The sequence below is a fragment of the Actinokineospora spheciospongiae genome, from assembly GCF_003182415.1.
In the GTDB taxonomy this organism is placed as follows: domain Bacteria; phylum Actinomycetota; class Actinomycetes; order Mycobacteriales; family Pseudonocardiaceae; genus Actinokineospora; species Actinokineospora spheciospongiae.
The window spans coordinates 203,656-225,608 of record NZ_QHCP01000010.1; the positions used below are offsets into that span (position 1 = coordinate 203,656).

At 73.9% G+C, this 21,953-nt stretch carries 22 protein-coding genes; 2 read left to right on the forward strand and 20 right to left on the reverse strand.

Annotated elements, in window-relative coordinates:
- Positions 1 to 3: 3 nt before the first annotated feature.
- The 4 genes from rapZ to DFQ13_RS24610 form a co-directional block, all read right to left on the reverse strand.
- Positions 4 to 912, reverse strand: coding sequence for an RNase adapter RapZ (gene rapZ / locus DFQ13_RS24595; protein ID WP_181400136.1), 909 nt, complete (start codon positions 910 to 912; stop codon positions 4 to 6).
- Positions 909 to 2,969 (reverse strand): excinuclease ABC subunit UvrC, encoded by a 2,061-nt coding sequence (gene uvrC / locus DFQ13_RS24600; protein ID WP_110081513.1) that lies wholly within the window; start codon positions 2,967 to 2,969, stop codon positions 909 to 911. Before uvrC ends, rapZ begins: the two co-directional genes overlap by 4 nt.
- Before the next feature lie 102 nt (positions 2,970 to 3,071).
- Positions 3,072 to 4,097, reverse strand: a complete 1,026-nt coding sequence (locus DFQ13_RS24605; RefSeq protein ID WP_110081514.1) for a GDSL-type esterase/lipase family protein — start codon at positions 4,095 to 4,097, stop codon at positions 3,072 to 3,074.
- A 144-nt stretch (positions 4,098 to 4,241) separates the two neighbouring features.
- Positions 4,242 to 4,751 (reverse strand): Rieske (2Fe-2S) protein, encoded by a 510-nt coding sequence (locus DFQ13_RS24610; RefSeq protein WP_233438561.1) that lies wholly within the window; start codon positions 4,749 to 4,751, stop codon positions 4,242 to 4,244.
- Between the two features lie 182 nt (positions 4,752 to 4,933).
- On the opposite strand from DFQ13_RS24610, the gene DFQ13_RS34530 reads away from it, so the two are divergent.
- Positions 4,934 to 5,248 carry a hypothetical protein gene (locus DFQ13_RS34530; protein WP_146241349.1) on the forward strand — a complete coding sequence of 105 codons (315 nt, stop codon included), beginning with the start codon at positions 4,934 to 4,936 and terminating at the stop codon, positions 5,246 to 5,248.
- Here DFQ13_RS34530 and DFQ13_RS24620 read toward each other — a convergent pair.
- The 10 genes from DFQ13_RS24620 to DFQ13_RS24665 form a co-directional block, all read right to left on the reverse strand.
- Positions 5,150 to 5,542: a type II toxin-antitoxin system PemK/MazF family toxin gene (locus tag DFQ13_RS24620; protein WP_110081516.1), complete on the reverse strand. Its 393-nt coding sequence runs from the start codon at positions 5,540 to 5,542 to the stop codon at positions 5,150 to 5,152. The two genes, DFQ13_RS34530 and DFQ13_RS24620, sit on opposite strands and share 99 nt — an antisense overlap.
- Before the next feature lie 39 nt (positions 5,543 to 5,581).
- Positions 5,582 to 5,809 (reverse strand): ribbon-helix-helix domain-containing protein, encoded by a 228-nt coding sequence (locus tag DFQ13_RS24625; RefSeq protein ID WP_110081571.1) that lies wholly within the window; start codon positions 5,807 to 5,809, stop codon positions 5,582 to 5,584.
- Between the two features lie 63 nt (positions 5,810 to 5,872).
- Positions 5,873 to 6,313 (reverse strand): PH domain-containing protein, encoded by a 441-nt coding sequence (locus DFQ13_RS24630; protein WP_110081517.1) that lies wholly within the window; start codon positions 6,311 to 6,313, stop codon positions 5,873 to 5,875.
- Positions 6,310 to 6,807, reverse strand: a complete 498-nt coding sequence (ribH, locus tag DFQ13_RS24635; RefSeq protein WP_035287657.1) for a 6,7-dimethyl-8-ribityllumazine synthase — start codon at positions 6,805 to 6,807, stop codon at positions 6,310 to 6,312. The genes DFQ13_RS24630 and ribH overlap by 4 nt, the downstream gene beginning before the upstream one ends.
- Positions 6,804 to 8,081, reverse strand: a complete 1,278-nt coding sequence (locus tag DFQ13_RS24640) for a bifunctional 3,4-dihydroxy-2-butanone-4-phosphate synthase/GTP cyclohydrolase II (RefSeq protein ID WP_181400137.1) — start codon at positions 8,079 to 8,081, stop codon at positions 6,804 to 6,806. The genes ribH and DFQ13_RS24640 overlap by 4 nt, the downstream gene beginning before the upstream one ends.
- Positions 8,074 to 8,727 (reverse strand): riboflavin synthase, encoded by a 654-nt coding sequence (locus DFQ13_RS24645; protein WP_110081572.1) that lies wholly within the window; start codon positions 8,725 to 8,727, stop codon positions 8,074 to 8,076. Before DFQ13_RS24645 ends, DFQ13_RS24640 begins: the two co-directional genes overlap by 8 nt.
- Before the next feature lie 32 nt (positions 8,728 to 8,759).
- Complete coding sequence (gene ribD / locus DFQ13_RS24650; protein ID WP_110081573.1) at positions 8,760 to 9,755, reverse strand: bifunctional diaminohydroxyphosphoribosylaminopyrimidine deaminase/5-amino-6-(5-phosphoribosylamino)uracil reductase RibD; 996 nt, start codon at positions 9,753 to 9,755, stop codon at positions 8,760 to 8,762.
- Positions 9,756 to 10,439: 684 nt separating this feature from the next.
- Positions 10,440 to 11,108: a ribulose-phosphate 3-epimerase gene (rpe, locus tag DFQ13_RS24655; RefSeq protein WP_110081519.1), complete on the reverse strand. Its 669-nt coding sequence runs from the start codon at positions 11,106 to 11,108 to the stop codon at positions 10,440 to 10,442.
- Between the two features lie 74 nt (positions 11,109 to 11,182).
- Positions 11,183 to 11,641: an NUDIX hydrolase gene (locus tag DFQ13_RS24660; protein ID WP_035285152.1), complete on the reverse strand. Its 459-nt coding sequence runs from the start codon at positions 11,639 to 11,641 to the stop codon at positions 11,183 to 11,185.
- Positions 11,638 to 12,282 (reverse strand): MOSC domain-containing protein, encoded by a 645-nt coding sequence (locus DFQ13_RS24665; protein ID WP_035285150.1) that lies wholly within the window; start codon positions 12,280 to 12,282, stop codon positions 11,638 to 11,640. The genes DFQ13_RS24660 and DFQ13_RS24665 overlap by 4 nt, the downstream gene beginning before the upstream one ends.
- A 36-nt stretch (positions 12,283 to 12,318) precedes the next feature.
- Here DFQ13_RS24665 and DFQ13_RS24670 point away from each other — a divergent pair, with 36 nt between their 5' ends.
- A complete protein-coding gene (locus DFQ13_RS24670) occupies positions 12,319 to 13,158 on the forward strand; it encodes an alpha/beta fold hydrolase (RefSeq protein WP_110081520.1) in 840 nt (279 codons plus the stop codon).
- On the opposite strand, the gene DFQ13_RS24675 is transcribed toward DFQ13_RS24670, so the two are convergent.
- From DFQ13_RS24675 to DFQ13_RS33270, 6 genes are all read right to left on the reverse strand, one after another.
- A complete protein-coding gene (locus DFQ13_RS24675) occupies positions 13,159 to 14,772 on the reverse strand; it encodes an alpha/beta hydrolase (protein ID WP_110081521.1) in 1,614 nt (537 codons plus the stop codon).
- A 183-nt stretch (positions 14,773 to 14,955) separates the two neighbouring features.
- Positions 14,956 to 17,466 (reverse strand): phenylalanine--tRNA ligase subunit beta, encoded by a 2,511-nt coding sequence (gene pheT, locus DFQ13_RS24680; RefSeq protein ID WP_035285146.1) that lies wholly within the window; start codon positions 17,464 to 17,466, stop codon positions 14,956 to 14,958.
- The gene (gene pheS / locus DFQ13_RS24685) at positions 17,463 to 18,533 is read right to left on the reverse strand and encodes a phenylalanine--tRNA ligase subunit alpha (RefSeq protein WP_035285145.1); all 1,071 of its coding nucleotides are present in this window, start codon (positions 18,531 to 18,533) and stop codon (positions 17,463 to 17,465) included. Before pheS ends, pheT begins: the two co-directional genes overlap by 4 nt.
- Positions 18,534 to 18,666: 133 nt before the next feature.
- Positions 18,667 to 19,206, reverse strand: a complete 540-nt coding sequence (locus DFQ13_RS24690) for a GNAT family N-acetyltransferase (protein ID WP_035285144.1) — start codon at positions 19,204 to 19,206, stop codon at positions 18,667 to 18,669.
- A 12-nt stretch (positions 19,207 to 19,218) separates the two neighbouring features.
- Positions 19,219 to 21,429 (reverse strand): ABC transporter ATP-binding protein/permease, encoded by a 2,211-nt coding sequence (locus DFQ13_RS24695; RefSeq protein WP_233438563.1) that lies wholly within the window; start codon positions 21,427 to 21,429, stop codon positions 19,219 to 19,221.
- A 44-nt stretch (positions 21,430 to 21,473) separates the two neighbouring features.
- The gene (locus DFQ13_RS33270) at positions 21,474 to 21,800 is read right to left on the reverse strand and encodes a hypothetical protein (RefSeq protein ID WP_146241350.1); all 327 of its coding nucleotides are present in this window, start codon (positions 21,798 to 21,800) and stop codon (positions 21,474 to 21,476) included.
- Between the last annotated feature and the right edge of the window lie 153 nt (positions 21,801 to 21,953).

Genomic DNA, 21,953 nt, shown 5'->3' on the forward strand with positions numbered 1-21,953 from the left:
CGGTCACTCGCGCCCCAGGTCGCGGTGCACGACCTTGACCGCCATGCCGTCCTCGTCGGACAGCCTGCGCGACAGCTCCTCGGAGATCGCCACGCTGCGGTGCTTGCCGCCGGTGCAGCCCACGGCGAGGGTCAGGTAGCGCTTGCCCTCGCGCCGGTAACCGGCGCCGATGAGCCGCAGCAGCTCGTGGTAGCGGTCGAGGAACTCGTCCGCCCCCTCCTGGCTGAGCACGTAGTTGCGCACGTCGGCGTCGCGGCCGGTCTGGTCCTTCAGCTCCGGAATCCAGAACGGGTTGGGCAGGAACCGCACGTCCATCACCAGGTCGGCGTCCATCGGCAGGCCGTACTTGTAGCCGAAGGACAGCACGGTGACCCGGGTGGCGGTGCTCGACTCGGTGCCGAACGCGTCCTCGATCTTGGCCCGGAGCTGGTGCACCGACAGCGTCGAGGTGTCCAGGATCAGGTCGGCCTCCCCGCGCAGCGGCATCAGGAGCTGCCGCTCGGCGGTGATGCCGTCGATCAGCCTGCCCTCGCCCTGCAGCGGGTGGCCGCGGCGCACCGACTCGAACCGGCGGACCAGCACGTCGTCGGTGGCCTCCAGGAACAGCACCCTGGGCTTGTAGCCGCGGGCGTCGAGGTCCTTGATGATCGCCGACAGGTCCTCGGTGAACGCCCGGGACCGCACGTCCATCACCACCGCCACGGTGGTGATCGCGCCCCTGGCCCGGGAACCCAGCTCGACCATGGTGGAGATCAGCTCCGGCGGGAGGTTGTCCACCACGAACCAGCCGAGGTCCTCCAGGCACTTGGCCGCGGTGCTGCGGCCCGCCCCGGACAGCCCGGTGACCACGGCCACCTCGATGCCCGGTCCCCCGACGGGGGGTTGCTCGTCGCGCACTGTCGCCTCGCTCACTGCTGCCTCTCCTGCCCGCCTGCCGCGGCGGTCGTGTCCTGCGCGCCGCCCGCGAGCGCGGTGTGCACGGCGCGGGCGGTGCCCGGTCCGATGCCGGGCACGCTCTCGATCTCCTCGACGCTCGCCGCGCGCAGCCGCTTGAGCGAGCCGAAGTGCTTGATGAGCACCGCCTTGCGGGTGTGGCCCAGCCCGGGCACGTCGTCGAGCGCCGACGCGGTGAGGCGCTTGGAGCGCTTCTGCCGATGGTAGGCGATGGCGAAGCGGTGGGCTTCGTCGCGCACCCGTTGCAGCAGGTAGAGCGCCTCGCTGGTGCGCGGGAGGATGGTCGGGTCCGGGTCGCCGGGCAGCCACACCTCCTCCAGCCGCTTGGCCAGCCCGACCACCGCCACGTCGGTGACGCCCAGCTCGGAGAGCACCTCGGCGGCGGCGTCGGCCTGCGGGCCCGCGCCGTCGACGACGTAGAGGTTGGGCGGGTAGGCGAAGCGGCGCGGTTTGCCGGTCTCCGGGTCGATGCCGGGGGTGGGCCCCTGCCCGCCCGCCTCGCCCGCGTACTTGGCGAACCGGCGCCGGGTGACCTCGGCGATGGCGGCCACGTCGCCCTCGGTGGCGGCCTCGCGGATGGCGAAGCGGCGGTACTCGGACTTGCGCGCCAGGCCGTCCTCGAACACCACCAGCGAGGCGACCACGTCGCTGCCCTGGATGTGGCTGATGTCGACGCACTCGATGCGCAGCGGGGCGGTGTCGAGCCCGAGGCCCTCCTGCAACTCCTGCAACGCCGCCGAGCGGGCCGTCAGGTCGCCCGCGCGGCGCAGCTTGTGCTGGGTGAACGCCTCTTTCGCGTTGCGCTCCACGGTTTCCATCAGCGCCCGCTTGTCGCCGCGCTGCGGCACCCGCAGGGCGACCCGGGAGCCGCGCAGCCCGCTGAGCCAGTCGGCGAGCGCGCCCGCGTCGGTGGGCAGCTCGGGCACCAGCACCTCGCGCGGCACCGGGCTGCCCGCCGAGTCGTCGGCGGGCGGGCTGTCGGTGGCTGTGCCGTCGCTGACCGGGCCGTCGCCGGTCGGGCGGGCGGCGGGCTCGGTGCCGGGCTCGACGATCTCGGCCTGGTCGCCGTAGAACTGGCTGAGGAACTGCTCCACCAGGGCGGGCACCGGGCTGGTGGAGCCCTCCGCGCCGCCCTCCTCCAGCCGGTCGACGACCCAGCCGCGCTGGCCGCGCACCCGGCCGCCGCGCACGTGGAAGACCTGCACGGCGGCTTCGAGGTCGTCGTGGGCGAAGGCGACCACGTCGGCGTCGGTGCCGTCGCCGAGCACCACGGCCTGCTTCTCCAGGGCCCGGCGCAGCGCGCCGATGTCGTCGCGCAGCCGGGCGGCCCGCTCGAACTCCAGCTCGTCGGAGGCCTGGGCCATCTCCCGCTCCAGGCGGCGGACCATGGCGTCGGTCTTGCCGGAGAGGAAGTCGCAGAAGTCGAGCACGATCCCGCGGTGCTCCTCGGCGCTGACCCGGCCGACGCAGGGCGCCGAGCACTTGTCGATGTAGCCGAGCAGGCACGGCCGCCCGATCTGGCCGTGCCGCTTGAACACCCCGGTCGAGCAGGTGCGCGCGGGGAAGACCCGCAGCAGCAGGTCCAGGGTCTCGCGGATGGCCCAGGCGTGCGCGTACGGGCCGAAGTAGCGGACGCCGCGCTTGCGCGGGCCGCGGTAGACGTGCAGCCGCGGGTACTGCTCGTTCAGCGTCACCGCCAGGACCGGGTAGGTCTTGTCGTCGCGGTAGCGGACGTTGAACCGCGGGTCGAACTCCTTGATCCAGTTGTACTCGAGCTGCAGCGCCTCGACCTCGGTCGCCACCACGGTCCACTCGACGCCGCCCGCGGTGGTCACCATCTGCCGGGTGCGCGGGTGCAGCGCGGTCACGTCGGCGAAGTACGAGTTCAGCCTGCTGCGCAGGCTCTTCGCCTTGCCGACGTAGATGACCCGGCCACCCGGGTCGCGGAACTTGTAGACGCCGGGGGCGTCGGGGATGGTGCCGGTGGCGGGGCGGTAGGCGGACGGGTCGGGCACGGCGTCAACCCTACGGCCGGGGTACGACACTCCCGGCCGCAGGGTTGACCGCCGCGGCGCCGATCAGCGCGGGGAACGCCCGAGCCGGTCGCATCGGGCGGGTCAGGCGACGGAGTGCAGGTTCCCGTCGCCGCCGATGACGCAGGCCGCCGCGTCCGCCCCGGAGGTCACGAACTCCGCCACGCAGCGGCCGAGCTGGGCGTGCCCGCGGGCGTTCGGGTGGAAGGACTGCTGGGCCATGTGCACGCCGATGGCGTCGAGACCGCCGGTGACCAGCGCTTCCGGGTCGACCATCAGCCGGTTCTGCCACTCGCTGTCGCGGCTGCCGCTGCACGCCTCGCGGCCCTCGGTGGCCCGGCTGAGGTCCAGGAAGGACACCCCGGCGCGGGTGGCGACGCCGCGCAGCGCCTCGGCCATCTGCGGCACCGCCTCGGTGCGGCCCCACTTGGCGTCGGCGATGCGCAGCGGGCAGCCCTCGGGCCCGTGGGTGGCGGGGTCCATCTTCTCGGTGAGGGGCGAGGAGTACGAGGTCAGCACGAACCGGTAGTCGGTGTCGGCGTACCCGGCCTGGCGCATGGCGGACTTCACGTCGGCGACGGCCGCCTCGACCCGGGGCGCCATGGCCGACAGCCGCCCCGGCCACTGGTCGCGCAGCGCCGCGGAGCAGTCGGACCCGAACGGGTTGAACCACTTGAGGACGCAGTCGATGATGGTGTCGGTGAAGTCGGGGTCGTCGTTGGCGCCGACCTGGAGCACGACCGCGGTCACCCGGTTCTCGGTGGCCACCTGGATCAGCCGCCGCGCCTGGGAGCCCTCGGTGTTGTGGGTGGTGTCGGCGAGGGAGACGTTCGAGGCGTTCGCGCCGGAGCAGGCCAGGTTGACCGCCTTGTCGGCGAGCCGGGTCTGGTGGATCAGCGCGTGCGGGGAGCGGTGGCACCAGTTGCCGCCCTCCCCGTCGGTGCCCGCCTCGTAGTCGCCCGCGCCCTCCCCGGAGATGGCGCTGTCGCCCAGGGACACCACGGCGGTGGGCCGGTCGTCGGCTCGGGCCGGGGTGGTCAGGGCCGGTACGGCGAGTGCCGCGGCCAGCACGGCGGCGACCGCGGTGCCGAGGGTTCGGGCGGGCAGCATGCGGGGGGCCTCCGGGGTTCAGCGACAGCCTAGTGTGACCACCACTCAACCAGGAGTGACCACGCGAAGCCATTACCCGAACGGGTCTGACCCGGTGTCCGTCCCCGGCCACCCGGCCGGGGACGGAAACTCCACAGTGGACCGTCAGGCGAGGACGACGTTCGCGCCGTCGACCTTGACCGCGACCTCCTTGAGGCCGGTCTTCGCCGGGCCCTTGGTGACCGCGCCGTCGGTGCTGGTGAAGGTGCTGCCGTGCCGCGGGCAGGTGATCACACCGGACTGCGGCGCGGTGACCGTGGCGCCCTGGTGCGGGCAGCTCGGGTCGAAGCCCTTGACCGCCGAGCCGGTGCGGACCAGCAGGACGTGCCCGTTCGGGCCGTCGGCCAGCACGCCGCCGCCGTCGGGGATGTCGGCCAGCGCCGCCAGCGCCGACCCGCCCGCGGGGGCGGACCCGCCGGTCGGGCTCGCGCCGCCCGCACTGGAGCCGGGGGTGTTCGGGTTGTCGACGGTGGAGCCGGAGTCGGTCTCGGTGCCGCAGGCGGCGATGAGCGCGCCGGGCGCCACCAGCGCGACCATCAGGCCACAGAGGACCTGGCGGCGGGAGCGCGGCTCGGCGGGGGTCTGTGGTGTCGTCGTGGTGGTTTCGACAGTCACGCGGGGTGCCTCCTCGGTGCACGGGAACGTCCGGGGTCTACCCCGGTCGGTACGCGGGCCCGCGCCGGGGGGTTCACCCGATCCGGGCTTTCACAGGTTCGCCTCAGGTGGGGGGCGAACTCCGGGCGGGGTCGGGGGCTTCCCGGATGCCGCCGGTGCGCGGGTCCGGCGAGGGTGGGGACATGCGCAAAGCACTGATCGCCCTGGCCGTGTTCCTCGGCGGCTACCTGGTGTTCCGGGCACTCGCGGAGCCGTTCGTCATCGACGTGTTCGACCCGGCGTCCTACGCCGACGACTGGGGCGGGCCGAGCCTGGCAGGCGTGCTGCTGGTGCACTGCGGCCCCGGGGTCGTCTCGGCGGTGCTGCTGTGGCGCGGCGCGACCCGGGGGCGGCGGCGCTCACAGCCCGAGGTGCACGCGCAGGGCGGTGTCCAGGTCGGCGAGGAGCGCGGCGGGGAGGCTGCCCACCCGGCGGCGGACCCGGGCGGTGGCCAGTGAGCGGACCTGCTCGGCCTGCGCCTTCGAGTCGACCGACAGCCCGCACGGGGCGGCGGGGAGCAGCACCTGGAAGGGGAACACCCGGGTGGTGTTGGAGGTGATCGGCACGACGGTGAGCACACCGCGGCCGGTGCGGCCCGCGACCTGGTTGGCGGCGTCGTTGGAGACGATCACGGCGGGGCGGACCTTGTCGGCCTCCGAGCCGCGGACGGGCTCCAGGTCGACCAGGTGGATGTCACCGCGGCGGAAGTGCCTGACGCGGGTCTCGGCCGCGCGGGCGTCGGGTTCGGGCATCAGCGGCGGGGCTCGGGCATCGGTGGTCTCGGGTGGGGCTCAGCCGCGGGCTTCGGCCAAGCCGTCGGGCGTGGCTGGTTCCCACACGGCGGCCTCGTCGGCGTCCCACTCGTCGAAGGCGGCGGCGTAGCAATCCTGCAGGCTGGTCTGCCGCAGCAGCGCGATGGCGGTGTGGATCACCGAGGAGCGCGTGGCCGCGTCGGCGCGCGCGGAGTACTCGTCGAGGAAGCGCACGTCCTCCTCGGGCAGGCTCACACTCAGTTTCACACCCCCGATGCTACCCCGGGTGGCACCCATGGGGCATCACCCCGAGCGCACCACCCGGAGCGCTCAGCCCGCCTCGGTGACCGTGGCGGCCCGGTGCAGCTTGCGCAGCTCGCGGATGGTGGCCACCGCGCGGTCGCCGTCGATGGCCTGCACGGCCATCACCGGCACGTACTCGTCGTCGGGCAGTTCCAGGCGGGCCCAGGAGGCGCCGTCGGGGAAGCTGATCGAGCGGATGTACTCCCACGGGTAGCGGGTGCTGCCCAGCAGGTTGCGGACGGTGACGCCGTCGGCGTCCGCGGCGACCCTGGGCCGGGTCAGCCACAGCGCGCCGCAGGCCAGCAGCACGCCGATGCCGACCATGGCGACCTGGTCGGACACCTGGAAGTACACCCCGGTCGGGGTGTCGCGCAGCAGCACCGCCACCACCGTGAACACCGCGACGAACACCACGGCGAACGCGGCGGCGACGAAGCGGACCTTGCGCGGCCGGGAGGTGACGGTCACCGGAAACCCCGCTCGGTCCAGGGCTGCCGCAGTCCCCGCAGCACCAGTGCCGCCTCCAACGCCGCCACGCACGCCTCGTACCCCTTGTCCTCGGCCGCCCCGGGCACCCCGGAGCGGTCCACCGCCTGCTGGTCGTCGTTCACCGTGAGCACGCCGTTGCCGACCGGGGTGCACTCGTCGAGCGAGATGCGGGTCAGGCCCGCGGTGACCGCGTCGCACACGTACTCGAAGTGCGGGGTGCCGCCGCGCACGACCACGCCGAGGGCCACCACCGCGTCGTGGTGCTTGGCCAGTTCCTGGCACACCACGGGCAGCTCGACCGCGCCCGCGACCCGGACCACGGTCGGCTCCTCGACCCCGGCGTCCTCCGCCGCGGCCAGCGCCCGGGTCAGGAGCTGCCCGGTGACCTCCGCGTGCCACTTGGTCGCCGCGATGGCCAACCGGATGCCCGTCGCGTCCGGTGCCACCGCCTCGGGCCTGCCCGCGCCGCTCATGCCCGGTCCTCCCCGCCGCGCTGGGCGACCGCCCCGGCGGCGATGCCGTCCTCGTACTGCTCCAGCTCGGTGATCTCGTGGCCCATCCGGTCGCGCTTGGTGCGCAGGTAGCGCAGGTTCTCCGGGTTCGGCCACACCGACAGCGGCACCCGGTCGACCACGGCGAGCCCGTAGCCCTCCAGGCCGACCCGCTTGGCCGGGTTGTTGGTGAGCAGCCGCATCGACTTCACCCCGAGGTCGACGAGGATCTGCGCGCCGGTGCCGTAGTCGCGGGCGTCCGCGGGCACGCCGAGCGCGAGGTTCGCGTCCACCGTGTCCTGGCCCTCGTCCTGCAACTGGTAGGCCTGCAACTTGTGCATGAGGCCGATGCCGCGGCCCTCGTGCCCGCGCATGTAGAGCACCACGCCGCGCCCCTCGGCGGCGACGGCCTCCTGGGCGGCGTCGAGCTGCGGGCCGCAGTCGCAGCGCAGCGAGCCGAACACGTCCCCGGTCAGGCACTCCGAGTGCACCCGGACCAGCACGTCCTCGCCGTCGCCGAGGTCGCCGTAGACCAGCGCGACGTGCTCGATGCCGTCGAGCAGGCTGTCGAAGCCGACCGCGCGGAAGGTGCCGTGCGCGGTGGGGATGCGCGCCTCGGCGACCCGGACGACCTGCTTCTCGGTGCGCCTGCGGTAGGCGATCAGGTCGGCGATGGTGATGATCGCCAGGTCGTGCTCGGCGGCGAAGACCTCCAGCTCGTCGCGGCGGGCCATGTCGCCCTCGCTCTTCTGCGAGACGACCTCGCAGAGCACGCCCGCGGGCCGCAGCCCGGCCATCCTGGCCAGGTCCACCGAGGCCTCGGTGTGCCCGGGCCGGCGCAGCACGCCGCCCTCCTTGGCCCGCAGCGGCACCACGTGCCCGGGGCGGTTGAAGTCGGCGGCGGTGGCCTCGGCGGAGGCCAGCAGCCGGATGGTGTGCGCCCGGTCGTGCGCGGAGATGCCGGTGCTGATGCCCTCCTTGGCGTCCACGGTCACGGTGTAGGCGGTGCCGCGGGCGTCCTGGTTGGTGTGGAACATCGGCGGCAGGTCCAGCCGCACGCAGTCGGCGTCGGGCAGCGCGACGCAGACGTAGCCGGAGGAGTAGCGGACCATGAAGGCCAGCAGCTCCGGGGTGGTCTTCTCGGCGGCGAAGATGAGGTCGCCCTCGTTCTCGCGGTCCTCGTCGTCGACGACCACGACGGCCTTGCCCGCCGCGATGTCGGCGAGGGCGCGGTCGATGTCTGGGAAGTCACTCACCCTGGTTCTCCTGTCCGGCGGGATCTCCCCCAGTCTGCCCCGCACCGCTGACGGGCAGGTGTGGGGTTGTCAGACGTTCCACGTACTTGGCGATCACGTCGACCTCCAGGTTGACCTTGTCGCCCGGCGCGCGCTGCCCCAGGGTGGTCGCCCGGAGCGTTTCGGGGATGAGGCTGACGGAGAACCGGTCGTCCCCGACCTCCACGACGGTCAGCGACACGCCGTCGACGGTGATCGACCCCTTCTCCACCACGTACCTGGCCAGGTGCGGCGGCAGGCCGATGGTGACCAGGTCCCAGTGCTCGGACGGCTCCCGGCCGATCAGCACCCCGGTGCCGTCGACGTGGCCCTGCACGATGTGCCCGCCGAAGCGCTGCCCCACGGCGGCGGCGCGCTCCAGGTTGACCGAGTCGCCCTCGGCCACCCCGTCGAGGCTGCTGCGCTTGAGCGTCTCGTGCATCACGTCGGCGGTGAAGGTGCCCCCGCCCAGCTCGACCACGGTCAGGCAGACGCCGTTGACCGCGATCGAGTCCCCCTGCTTGGCGTCGCTGGTGACCAGCGGTCCGGAGATGGTGACCCGTGCTGCGTCCGCGAGGTCGCGCACGGCGACCACCGCACCGCGCTCCTCGACGATCCCGGTGAACAACGCCACTCTCCTCCTCGGTCGGTCGGTCCGGGTCAGTCCCGGACCGGGACGGCGGACACCCGCACGTCCGGCCCACTCATGGTGACCCCTTCGACGCGCAGCCGGTGGGCCCCGGTGATCGTCGACACGCCCGCGTCACCCAGCGCCACCGGCCCGGCACCGAGCAGCACGGGCGCGACGTAGGCCAGCACCCGGTCGACGAGCCCGGCCCTGGCGAACGCGCCCGCCAGGGTCGGCCCACCCTCCAGCAGCACGTCGACCACGCCACGCGCACCGAGCACGGCGAGCACCTCCGCCGGGTCGTGCGTGCGCACGTGCAGCGTCTCGGCGGCGGCGTCGAGCACCCGCGCACCGTCCGGGAGGTCACCGAGTCCCACGACAACCCGCAACGGTTGCCGGGCCGCCGGTGTTCCACCCGCGTCCCGCGCGGTCAGCGCCGGGTCGTCGGCGAGCACCGTGCCCCGCCCGGCGACGATGGCGTCGACCTTGCGGCGCACCTCGTGCACCTCGGCCCGCGAGTCGGCCGAACTGATCCACCGACTGGTCCCGTCGGCGGCGGCCACCCGCCCGTCGAGGGTGGCGGCGTACTTCCAGGTCACGTGCGGTCGCCCGGTCGCCACCGAGTGCAGCCAGGCCCGCAGCGGCCCACCGGCGACCTCGTCGGCGAGCACCCCACCCTCGACCCGCACCCCGGCGTCGGCGAGCACCCGCCCACCCCCGGCGGCCTGCGGGTTCGGATCGGACACGGCGTAGACCACCCGAGCGACCCCGGCGGCGAGCAGCGCGTCGGTGCAGGGCGGGGTCCGCCCGTGGTGCGAACACGGTTCAAGGGTGACGACGGCGGTGCCGCCCCTGGCCCGCTCCCCCGCCGCAGCGAGCGCCCCCACCTCGGCGTGCGGCCCACCCGGGGGCTGAGTGCCCCCGGTCCCGACCACAACACCGTCCCGGTCGAGCACAACGCACCCGACGGGCGGGTTGGGACTGGTCGTCCCCCGCACCGCCTCCGCGCACTCCACGGCGGTCCACATCGCCGCGACCAGGCTCTCCTCCACGGCGGACAGTCTGGCAGGACACCCCGGCCCCGGTACACGCGACCGGCCGGGCCCACCCGGGTTCAAACCGATCAGGCCACCCACCCCCCGGCGGCCCGCGCGGAGGCAGCCGCCAACCACCCCACCAACCGCCAGCCAGGCGGCCCGCCACGCCAAACCCCAACGGCACAGCCGCCAACCACCCCACCAACCGCCAGCCAGGCGGCCCGCCACGCCAAACCCCAACGGCACAGCCGCCAACCACCCCACCAACCGCCGGCCAGGCGGCCCGCCACGCCAAACCCCAACGGCACAGCCGCCAACCACCCCACCAACCGCCGGCCAGGCGGCCCGCCACGCCAAACCCCAGCGGCGCAGCCGCCAACCACCCCACCAACCGCCGGCCAGGCGGCCCGCCACGCCAAACCCCGGCGGCGCAGCCGCCAGCCACCCAACGAACCGCCGGCCCGGCTACGGCTCTGCCCGGGTGGGTGGATGTGCTTGGGTGGGGGAAGCGATCATGTGCAAGCCTGCCCGGGCAGTGGGGCACTCTTTTCGCCCCACTCGGTCACACTGGGCGCATGATCGCTGTAGGGGCCCCGCCCAAGCAGATCCACCTACCCGGGCACGCCCCGAAAACGACCGGGCTTTTAAAACCCAGCCACGGCTAAGCAGACCTGATCAAGCCCGACCGAACCGGTGGTGCGCGGAAGCAGCCTGCTCCCGCAACGCCCGCACAGCCCGCCCCGGATCATCAGCCCCGTAAACAGCCGACCCGGCCACAAAGCAGTCCACCCCAGCCTCGGCAGCCTGCTCGATGGTCTCCGCGTTGATCCCGCCGTCGATCTCCACCAGCAGGTCCAGGTGCCCGGTGTCGACGAGGTCACGCACCGCCCGAGCCTTCGACAGCACATCGGCGATGAAGCTCTGCCCGCCGAACCCGGGCTCCACCGACATGACCAGCAGCGTGTCGAACTCCTTCAACACCTCCACATACGGCTCCAGCGGAGTCCCCGGCTTGATCGACAGCCCCGCCTTCGCCCCCGCCGCCCGGATGTCCCGGGCGATCTTCACCGGGTCCCCGGCCGCCTCCGCGTGCACGGTGACGTTGTGCGCCCCCGCCTCGGCGTAACCGACGGCCCACCGGTCCGGGTCCTCGATCATCAGGTGGCAGTCCATCGGGATGTCGGTCACCTTGAGCAGCGACTCCACAATGGGCAGTCCGAGCGTGAGGTTGGGCACGAAGTGGGCGTCCATGACGTCCACGTGCACCCAGTCGGCACCCTGGATGGCGGTGAGTTCGTCGGCCAACCGGGCGAAGTCGGCGGACAGGATGCTGGGCGCGATCATCGGAGCACGGGACACGGGCGTTGAGGATAGGGCGTGCCCCCGGCCGCGCTCCCGGCCGGTGCCGGGTGCGGGGGTCAGGCCGGGAGGATGCCGTCGAGGCGGCCGGTCGGGGGGCGGGTTCGGGCCAGTTCCAGGGCCGTGTCGACCAGTTCGGTGCGGTCGAGGGCGGCGACCTCGGCCAGGGGGACCCAGGCCGCCATGTCGGTGGAGCCGCCCTCCTCGAAGCGGAGTTCGCCGCCCGCGATGGTGGCGGCGTAGATGACGCGGAGGCCGTGCCAGTCGGTGTCGGCGAGGGCGCCGGGGAGGTTGCGGCGGATGGAGTCGACGCCCAGCAGGGAGTCGACGGTGACCTGGTAGCCGGTTTCCTCGTACACCTCGCGGACGGCGGCGTCGAGGGGGTCCTCGCCGTGGTCGATGCCGCCGCCGGGGAGGGTCCAGCGCTTGCCGCTGGGGCCGACCCAGCGGGCCAGGAGCACCTCCTCGTTCTCCAGGCAGACGGCGTAGGCGGCGACGCGCAGCGACCGGCGGCTCATGCGCCGATCCGGCGGCGGACCTTGCGCCGGATCTCGTCGGGCATGCCGTCGATGTCCAGGCGGGGCAGCAGTTCCGGTTCGAGGGTGGTGGCGCGGAAGGTGAGGGCGATGGTGATGCCGTGGCCGGGGCGCTGCTCGACGACGATCGGGTCGCCCGCGCGGACCGCACCCGGGCGCAGGACCCGCAGGTAGGCGCCGGGCAGGGCGCGCTGGGTGAAGGTCTTCATCCAGCCGCGCTCGTCGAGCCACACCGCGAAGGTGCGGCACGGGATGCGCGGGGTGGTGACCTGGAGCACCAGTTCGTCGCCGATCCGCCAGACCTCGCCGACCTCGGCGGCGTTGACGTCGATGCCGGTGGTGGTCAGGTTCTCGCCGAACTGCCCGTCGGTCAGCGGCCTGCCCAGTTCCTCCGCCCAGCGGTCCAGGTCCTCCCTGGCGTAGGCGTAGACGGCCTGGTCGGGTCCGCCGTGGTTGGCGACGTCGCAGATGTCGTCGCCCGCGAGGCCGCTGCCGCCGGGGCCGGGGGCGGTGACGGCCACCGGGCCGGTCACCGGCCGCTTGTCGATGCCGCTGCGCCCGATCTTCGCCTCGATGGGGAGGGACTTGCCGACGTTCACCGTCCGCACCCGTGCCTGGTCCATGGGACCGAACCTACCCGGCCGGGGGATGATCGCGACATGGGTAACGCGGTGCGGGCCGACGATGGGTGCGGGTTGTGGGCGACGGCGACCGGGGTGGGCGACCCGGTGATCTGCTGCCACGGCGGTCCGGGTCTGTGGGACATGTTCGACGCGGTGGCGCTGCCGGGCCGGGTGGTGCGCTGGGACCAGCGCGGCGGCGGGCGGTCGCAGCGGCGCGGGCCGTTCACCACCGCCCGGTTCGTCGCCGACCTCGACGACGTGCGCGCGCACTCCGGGTTCGCCGCGACCGCGCTGCTCGGCCACTCGTGGGGCGCCGACCTGGCCCTGCGGTACGCGCTGGCCCACCCGCACCGGGTGACCGGCCTGGTCTACCTGGCGGGGGTGGGCCTGTCCCCGGGCTGGCACGCCGAGTTCACCGCCGCCTTCCGCGCCCGGCTCGGTGACGACCTCGCCGCGTGGACCCGGCTGCGGGAGCGGGAGCGCACCGAGGTCGAGGAGCGCGAGCTGGCCGTCCTGCAGTGGACCGCCGACTTCGCCGACCGGGGCCGCGCCCGCGCGCTCGCCGAGGCCATGGCCACCCCGTGGTTCCCGATCAACCACGAGGTCAACGCCGCGGTCGGCCGCGACGGTGACGAGGCGGACCTGCTCGCCGCGTGCGCGGACCTCGCCGCCCCCGTGCTCGTCGTCGACGGCAGGCACGACCTGCGTCCGCGCTGGGCGGTCGATTCCCTGGTCGAGGCGTTGCCGAACGCCACCCGGGTCACCCTGGACACCGGGCACGTCCCCTGGTTGGAGCGGCCGGAGGAGTTCACCGAGGCCGTCGGCGGCTTCCTGGCGGGCCTCGGGTCCGGCGCGGACGCCGGACCCGAGGGGTGATCAGGGACGGACGCCCCGGATCAGTTCCCGGAGGATGTCGCGGGTGGTGTCGGCGTCCGCCGACCGCCGGTGCGCGGGTGCCTGCGGGTCCGGCTGCGGCAGCGGGTCGCACGTGGCGTCGGAGACGCGGCCCGGCTTGCGCGCGGGCAGTTCGCCGGTGGCCAGGTAGGCGGCCACCTGGTTGTCCACACAGGACGCGCCGTTGAGCGAACCGGCGTGCGTGGTGCCGCCGACGCCCTCGATCAGGGCGGACTTCGGGAACCGCGCGCGGGTTTCCAGGCTGCCCTCGAACGGGGTCGCCGCGTCGAGGGTTTCGCTGATCAGCAGGATGCCGGGCGCCTTGCGGCCGTCGACCTCGACCGGTTTGCCCGGCTTCGCGGGCCAGGTGAGGCACGGGGCGTTGAACCAGGCGTTGCCCCAGGTCTCGAACGGGGCGCGGAGGAAGGTCATCCAGTTGTCGGCCCGCCACCGGTTCCAACTGGTCGGCCACTGCACGTCGGTGCACTGGACGGCGAGGTACATGGCGAAGACGTTGTCGCTGCCCGGTCCCTGACCGTGGGCGGCGTCGTAGAGCTTCTTGAGCGGGCCGTGGTCGCCCTGGTTGACCCACGCGGAGAACGCCTCTGCGATGTCCTCCCAGCCGAAGACGTAGTAGCCCGCGGGGAGGAAGGCGTCGATCCACTCGTCGGGGCCGATGACGCCGCCCGCCGGTGCTTCGAGCAGCGCGGCCTGCTGGGCGTAGAACAGCTTCCGCACGTCCTCGCCGGTGGTGCCCAGGTGGTAGACCGCGTCGTTCTTCGCGATCCAGTCGAAGTAGACGGACATGTTCCTGTCGAACGCCACGTCCTGGACGAGGTTCGCCCGGTACCAGACCTTGCGCGCGTCGACGTTGCCGTCGAGCACCATCCGGCGCACGCGCTCGGGGTAGAGGGTCGCGTAGACCTGGCCCAGGTAGGTGCCGTAGGAGAACCCGTAGTAGTTGATCTGCTCTTGGCCGAGGGCCTTGCGCAGCGCGTCCACGTCGTGGACCGTGTCGGTGGTCTTGACGTGGTCGAGCAGGTCACCGCCCGCCGCACCGCAGGCGGCGGCGTAGCCCCTGGACCGGTCGAGCCAGGTCTGCTCCAGTTCCGGGGTGACCGGGACGTAGAACGGCCGGTTGTAGGAGAAGTAGTTCCCGTCGCAGGTCAGGGCGGGCTCGCTGGAGCCGACGCCGCGCGGGTCGAAGCCGATCCAGTCGTAGGACAGGCCCGCGCCGTTCGGCACGATCCCACCGAGCACCGACAGCACCAGGCCCGAACCCCCCGGGCCGCCCGGGTTGGTGATCACGACGCCCTGGTACTGCTCCGGGGCCACCTTCGCCTTGATCCGGGACACCGCGATCCTGATCTTCGTGCCGGTGGGCTCGGCGTAGTCCAGCGGGACCTCCAGGAACCCGCACTCCGCGCCGAGCCGGGCCAGTCCCCGGTTCGCGCAGGCGCCCCACCCGATCGGTGCCGGGTCGTAGGCCACCTGGGCGGGCGGGGTGTCGGCGGGCGCGGCCGAGACCGCGGGCGCCGAGGCCGCACCCCCGACCACGACACCGGCCGCGGCGGCGATCGCCACGATTCTTCTCAACTGCTGCCCCTTTCTCGCACTGTCCGGTCCACTCTCCGCGACCGACCGCCCGATGCCGCCGCCCGACACGGCCGCGGGGCGTAGCCGTTCGGGGGAATCGCGCACCCGGACGGGGAAGGCGGGCGTCCGAAACAGACGGTGGGGGCGCCCGCCGGGCACCCCCACCGTCGTGGACCTCCGGGGTCAGCCGCGCAGCGCGGCCCCGTGGCGTTCCGCTGCCGCGGCCACGGCGGCGTCGCGGGCCGCGGTGGCCTCCTCGACCGTCAGCGTCCGGTCGGCCGCGCGGAAGCGCAGCGAGTACGCCAGCGACCGCTTGCCCTCCCCGACCTGCGCACCGGTGAAGACGTCGAACAGGCTCAGCTCCTCGAGCAGGTCTCCCCCGCCGGAGCGCAGCGCGCGGGTCAGCTCGCCGACGGGCACCGAGTCCTCGACCACCAGCGCCACGTCCAGCAGGACCGGCGGGTACGGCGAGACCTTCGGCACCGGCCTGCGCTCCACCAGCGGCAGCAGGTCGAGGTCGAGTTCCATGGCGCAGGTGCGCTTGGGCAGCCCGAACGCCTCCACGACCTTCGGGTGCAGCTCGCCCGCGTGCCCCACCGGGAAGTCGCCCACCCGAAGCTGGGCGCAGCGGCCCGGGTGCCACGGCGCGGTGTCGCCCTGGGTGACGGTCAGCTCCACCCCGGCGGCCTCGGCGACCAGCCGGGCGGCCTGCACCGCGTCGGCCCAGTCGGCCTGCTCGGCCTTGCCCCACCAGCCCGCGCGGACCCGCGGCCCGGCCAGCACCACCGCGACGTGCGTCGGCTGCGCGGGCAGGGCGGCGTCGAGGGCGGCGACCTCCGGCCCGGAGGGGCGCCCGGCGACGCCGACCGACGGCATCGGGGACTGCTGGGCGCGCGGGAGCACGACCTGCCCGACGTGGAACAGCGACACCTCGCGGGCACCCCGGGACACGTTGCGCACCACCGTGTCCAGCAGACCCGGAAGCAGCGTGGTGGCCAGCTCGTCGCGGTCGGCCTCCAGCGGGTTGAGCACCTTGACCGTGCGCCTGCGCGGGTCGTCGGCGTCGAGGCCGAGCGCGTCCCACGCCGTCGGGGAGACGAACGGGAACGGCAGCACCTCGACGAACCCGTGCTCGGCCAGCGTCCGCGACACCTGGCGGCGGCGGCGCTGCGCGGCGGTCAGGCCGCGGCCGGACGGCGCCTTGGGCAGCACCGCCGGGATGGTGTCGTAGCCCTGCAACCGCAGCACCTCCTCCACCAGGTCCGCGGGCTGGTTGAGGTCCGCGCGCCAGCTCGGCGGGTACGCGGTCACGGTGGGCGTGCCGTCGTCGGCGGCGCCCACCTCGACCGTGCAGCCGATCTGCTGGAGGCGACTGGCGGTCACGCCGCGGTCGTAGCGCACCCCGGCGACCCGGTCGGGCAGGTCCATGGCCATCACCACCGGCGCGGGCAGCGCCGGGTGGCCCACGTCGGTGCGGCCCGGGTGGATCGTGCCGTCGCCGTAGTCGCGCAGCAGCCGGGCCGCGCGCTCCAGGGCGGCGGGTGCCAGCGCCGGGTCGACGACCCGCTCGAAGCGCTTGGCCGCCTCCGACGGCAGCTTGTGCCTGCGGACCGCGCGGGCGATCGAGGCCGGGTCCCACACGGCGGCCTCGAGCAGGATGTCCGTGCTCTCCGGGGTCACCTCGGTGCTCGCCCCGCCCATGACGCCCGCCAGCGAGACCGGCCCGGAGTCGTCGGCGATGACGATGTCGTCCGGGTCCAGCGCGCGGGTGGCGCCGTCGAGGGTGGTCAGCTTCTCCCCCGCGGTGGCCCGGCGCACGGTGAGCCCGCCGCTGAGCTTGGCGGTGTCGAAGGCGTGCATCGGCTGGCCGAGTTCGAGCATCACGTAGTTGGTGACGTCGACGGCCAGGGAGATGGAGCGGATGCCCGCGAGCATCAGCCGCCTGCGCACCCAGAACGGCGTCGGCGCGGTCGGGTCGACCCCGGTCACCCGGCGCAGCACGAACCGCGGGCACGCCTGCTCGTCGGTGACGGTGACCGGCGTGGACGGGCCCTCGGCGGCGGGCACGTCGATCGCCGCCGGGTCGAGCAGCCGCTGGTCCAGCGCGCAGGCCAGTTCCCTGGCCAGGCCGCGCACCGAGAAGCAGTAGCCGCGGTCGGGGGTCAGCGCCAGCTCGATGACGGTGTCGGTCAGCTCCAGCAGCTCGATCGCGTCGTCGCCCGGCTCGACGTCGGAGTTCTCCCCGCTGGGCAGCACCATGATGCCGCTGTGGTCGTCGCCGAGGCCCAGCTCCGAGGCCGAGCAGATCATGCCGTTGCTGACCCGGCCGTAGGTCTTGCGGGAGGCGATGGCGAAGTCGCCGGGCAGCACCGCCCCGGGCAGCGCCACCACGACCAGGTCGCCCTCGACGAAGTTGCGCGCCCCGCAGACGACCTCGGTGGTCTCCGGTGCGCCGTCGTCGGTCTCGCCGACCTCGACCACGCAGAACCGGATGGGCTTCTTGAACTCGGTCAGCTCCTCGATGGAGACCACGCGGCCGACCACGACCGGTCCGGTGACCGGGCCGAGCGGGCTGACCTCCTCGACCTCCAGGCCGACCCGGGTGAACGCCGCGGCGATCTGCTCGGCGTCGAGGTCCCGGTGCTCACCGGAGAGTTCGAGCTGCTGGATGAGCCAGCTTACGGGAATCCTCACTGGGCCTCCGTGCCGAAGGGAAGGGTGAACCGGACATCGCCCTCGACCATGTCGCGCATGTCGGGGATGCCGTTGCGGAACTGGAGCGTGCGCTCGAGGCCCATGCCGAAGGCGAACCCGGTGTAGACGTCCGGGTCGACGCCGCAGGCGCGCAGCACGTTGGGGTTGACCATGCCGCAGCCGCCCCACTCGACCCAGCCCGCGCCACCCTTCTTCTCGGCGAACCACACGTCGGGTTCGGCGGAGGGCTCGGTGAACGGGAAGAACGACGGCCGCAGCCGGACCTTCGCCTCGTCGCCGAACATGGCCTTGGCGAACGCGTCCAGGGTGCCCTTGAGGTGGGCCATGGTCAGGCCCTTGTCGATGGCCAGCCCCTCCACCTGGTGGAACACCGGGGTGTGGGTGGCGTCGAGCTCGTCGGTGCGGAACGTGCGACCGGGGCAGACGACGTAGACCGGCAGGTCGCGCTCCAGCAGCGCCCGGACCTGCACCGGGGAGGTGTGCGTGCGCAGCACCAGCCCGGAGTCCTCCGGCGCCACGTAGAAGGTGTCCTGCATGGTGCGCGCCGGGTGGTCCTTGCCGAAGTTGAGGGCGTCGAAGTTGAACCACTCCGCCTCCAGCTCGGGTCCCTCGGCGATCTCGTAGCCCATGCCGACGAACACGTCGGCGATCCGCTCCGACAGCGTGGTCAGCGGGTGCCGGGCGCCGCGCGGGGCGCGGTCCCACGGGAGGGTGACGTCGACGCCCTCCTCCCGCAGGACCCGCTCGTCCCGCTCGGCCTGCAACCGGGCCAGCCGCTCGTCGAACGCGGCCTTGATCTCGGTCTGCGCCTCGTTGACCCGCTTGCCCGCCTCGGAGCGCGCCTTGGGCGGCAGCGCGCCGATCTCCCGGCGGGCCAGCAGCAGGGGCGACTTGTCGCCGAGGTGGGCGGGCTTGGCCGCGGCGAGCGCGTCCAGGTCGGTCGCGGCGGCGAACGCCTCGCGGGCGGTGCCGACGGCGGCCTGGAGCGTCTCCGGCGCGAGCGCCGCGACCTCCTTCGGGTCGTACGGGTCGTTGGCTCCGGACATGGTTGGTGGACAGCTCCCCGGGGGTCCTATGCGGCCTGACGCGCACCCGTCGGCCGGGTGAACAGCTCGATCCTAGGTGATCGGCCGCGGACACCTGAACCGAGTTCCACCTGCGGCGTTTCCCCTGGCGGGCTCAGCCGAAGGGGATCTCGAAGTGGACGGTCTGGAACCGGGCGGGGTCGCCGTCGCGGGCGTCGTGGATCTCCTTGGCCACCGACCGCCAGAACCCCTCGGCGCCCTCGACCCGGGTGTCGGTGTGCAGGCAGAGCACGTCGTAGCCGGGGGTCTCGGCGACGAACCGGGTGGCCAGGTCGACCAGGCCCCTGGCCAGCCCGTGCCTGCGGTGCTCGGGGCGCACGTAGACGCGGAAGAGCTGCGCGGTGCGCCCCGCCGGGTAGCGCTCGGCCAGCCAGGCCGGGTGCGGCGGGCTGGTCGGGGCGACCGCCCGGACGGCGGTGGTCGCCACCACCTCCTCGCGGCCGTCGTCGTGGGTCAGCGCGGCGACGAACAGCGCGTGCCGGGGGGTGCGCAGGTAGGCGCCCTCGAGGTCGATGACGTCGCCGTGCCAGGCGGGGGTGTACCCGTAGCCCAGGTCGCGGTAGAGCGTGTCGAGGATGACCGAGCGGGCGCCGTCGAGGTCGTCCGGGCGGGCTTGGCGCAGGTCGTAGCGCATGGGTTGATCCTTCTACCGGTTGTGCAGGCCGCCCTCCTGGACGGCCAGGGTGCGGTCGGCCAGTCGGGCGACCGCGGCCTCGTCGTGGGTCACCACGACCAGGGCCAGGTCCAGGTCGGCGAGGTGGTCGAGCACCACCCGCCGGGTGCGGGCGTCGAGGCCCGCGGTGATCTCGTCGCACACCAGGACGCGCGGTCGCGCCAGCAGCGCCCGCGCCAGCGCGGCCCGCCGCAGCTCGCCCCCGGAGAGCGCGCCGGGCCGCCGGGCCGCGGTGGCCCGGTCGAGGCCGAGGGTGCGCAGCAGGGCGGCGGCCTCGTCCCGCGCGTCCGGTGTGGACAGCCCGCGCAGGCGCACGGCGGTGCGGGCGACCTGGTCGAGCACGGGCCTGCGGTCGTCGAAGGACAGGCGGGCGTCCTGGAAGACGTACTGCACGCCGCCGTCGACGGTGATGGTGCCCGCGCTGGGGCGGTGCAACCCGGCGATGGCGCGGGCGAGGGTGGTCTTGCCCTGCCCGGAGCGCCCGGTGATGGCCACGCACTCGTCCCCGGCCAGGCGGAGGCTGACGCCGTCGAGCACGCGGTTGCCCCGATAGCCGACGCTGAGGCCGTCGACGCTGAGCACGGTCGGCCCAGTGGGCGGCGGCTTGGGGGCGGGGGTCGGGGTGGGCTCGGGCGGGCGGGTCTCGGTGGGGACGCCCGCGTGCAGGGTGAGGACGTCGTCGGCGAGTTCGTCGACCAGGTCGAGGTCGTGCGACAGGAGCAGGACGCCGACACCGCGGTCGGCGAGCCCCTTGAGCTGCGCGGCCACCTCGCCCCGGCTCAGCGCGTCCTGCCCGGTGGTCGGCTCGTCGGCGATCACCACGGCCGGGTCGCCGATGAGGGTCTGGGCCAGCACCAGCCGCTGCTGCTGCCCACCGGAGAGCTGGTGCGGCAGCCTGCGGCGGAACCCCCACGTGGGGTCCAGACCGACCCGGGTGAGGACGTCGCGGACCACGGGACCGGGGTCGGTCCCCGGCTTGCGGGCGCGGACGACCTCCCGCAGCACACCGCCGATCCGGCGCACGGGGTTGAGCACCGTCGAGGGGTGCTGCGGCACGAACCCGACGAACCCGGCGGTGGCGACCTCGCCGTGGACGTCACCGGGCGCCTCGCCGAGGAGCGCGAGCGCGGTGGTGGTCTTGCCGCTGCCGGACTCCCCGACCAGGGCGAGGACCTTCCCGGCGGGCAGCTCGAAGCTCACCCCGTCCACGACCGGGCGGCCGTCGACGACCACGCGGAGGTCGCGCACCCGGGCCGCGAGCCCGCTGCCCGCAAGATCATCCGTGCGCTGGAGCCCCCGAATCGATCCAACCGCGGGGGTCTGACGCGATCCGCCGCTCGACGCCGGGTTGTCCACAGGCGGGGTGGCGGGGATCGGCGTGACCGCGGGCGGGGTGACGGCGGGGTCGTCGGGCAGGGTGCGCGGGACGGCGGTGGAGTGGGCGTCGAAGAGGAGGTTGACGCCGACGGACAGGGACACGATCAGCAGGGCGGGGACGACGACCGCCCAGGGCACCAGGTAGCTCCCACCCTGGTTGCGGTCCACCATCACCGCCCAGTCCGAGGCGTCCGGGGCCACGCCGACGCCCAGGAACGCGGCCGAGGCCACCAGGTACACCGAGGAGGTGAACCGCACGCCGAGGTCGGCGACCACGGTGGGCAGCACGGACCGCCCCACGTACCCGCCGGAGGTCCGCCACCACCCCTCCCCCTGCATCCGCATGGCCTCCACCACCGGCCCGGACGCGGCGGGCAGCGCGGCCGCCCGCACCACCCTGGCCACCTCCGGCACCAGCACCACCACCACGACCCCCACCAGCGTCACGGAGCCCGGCGAGCTGAGCCCGGCCACCAGCACCAGGACGAGCAGGGAGGGCACGGCCAGCACCAGGTCCAGCGGGCGCATGAGCACCTCGTCCACCCACCGCCTGCGCGAGGTCGCGGCCACCAGCGCCAACGGAATCCCCAGCGCGTAGGCCAGCCCGGTGGCCACCAGCGCCACCAGCACCACGGTCCGCCCGCCCAGCAACACCTGCTGGAGCACGTCCCGCCCGACGAAGTCGGTCCCCAGCAGCCCCCCGGTGGAAAACGCCACCGACCGCGAAGCCTCCCCGACGAACAGCGGCCCGAACACGGCCACCAGCAACGGCACCCCCACCAGCACCAGGGGGACAACGCGCTTCACCCGACCGCCCCCACCCGCCCGGGCACCACCAGAACCGACAGCACTCACCCCAGCGGCGCCCACAACGCCCGCACCTGTGCCGGTGGCATCGCCGGAGCCCACGCCACCCACGGTCCCACCAGCCGCACCCTCACCCCCACCGGTGCGACCAACAGCACTCCCACCGGCAGCGCATGCACCACCCGCGCCGACAGCACCCGGAACGGCAGACCCGGCGCCGACCACGCCCGCACCACCGACACCCACCGACCGCGCGGCAGCAGCAAGCCCATCGGCCGCACCTTCGCCCCCACCCGCGCCGCCGACAACACCCCCGCCAGAGCCGCCGACATCACCCGCGCCACCAGGTCCCGCCTCAACTCCAACGGCACCGGCGGCAACAGGGAGCCCGCCGGCCGCACCCTCCCCGCCCGCACCGGCGACACCGGTGCCCGCCGCGCGCACCTCGACGGCAGGCCCGGCAGCCACGTCGACCACGCTCCCCTCACCATCCGCCGGACGAGCACCCGACCGGTCCCGACCAC

Coding starts and splice junctions, on each gene's coding strand:
- DFQ13_RS24605 (WP_110081514.1), bottom strand. CDS start 4,097: ATGCTGCCCGCCCGAACCCTCGGCACCGCGGTCGCCGCCGTGCTGGCC.
- DFQ13_RS34530 (WP_146241349.1), top strand. CDS start 4,934: ATGCGCAAAGCACTGATCGCCCTGGCCGTGTTCCTCGGCGGCTACCTG.
- DFQ13_RS24620 (WP_110081516.1), bottom strand. CDS start 5,542: ATGCCCGAACCCGACGCCCGCGCGGCCGAGACCCGCGTCAGGCACTTC.
- ribH (WP_035287657.1), bottom strand. CDS start 6,807: ATGAGCGGCGCGGGCAGGCCCGAGGCGGTGGCACCGGACGCGACGGGC.
- ribD (WP_110081573.1), bottom strand. CDS start 9,755: ATGTGGACCGCCGTGGAGTGCGCGGAGGCGGTGCGGGGGACGACCAGT.
- rpe (WP_110081519.1), bottom strand. CDS start 11,108: ATGATCGCGCCCAGCATCCTGTCCGCCGACTTCGCCCGGTTGGCCGAC.
- DFQ13_RS24660 (WP_035285152.1), bottom strand. CDS start 11,641: ATGAGCCGCCGGTCGCTGCGCGTCGCCGCCTACGCCGTCTGCCTGGAG.
- DFQ13_RS24665 (WP_035285150.1), bottom strand. CDS start 12,282: ATGGACCAGGCACGGGTGCGGACGGTGAACGTCGGCAAGTCCCTCCCC.
- DFQ13_RS24670 (WP_110081520.1), top strand. CDS start 12,319: ATGGGTAACGCGGTGCGGGCCGACGATGGGTGCGGGTTGTGGGCGACG.
- pheS (WP_035285145.1), bottom strand. CDS start 18,533: ATGTCCGGAGCCAACGACCCGTACGACCCGAAGGAGGTCGCGGCGCTC.
- DFQ13_RS24690 (WP_035285144.1), bottom strand. CDS start 19,206: ATGCGCTACGACCTGCGCCAAGCCCGCCCGGACGACCTCGACGGCGCC.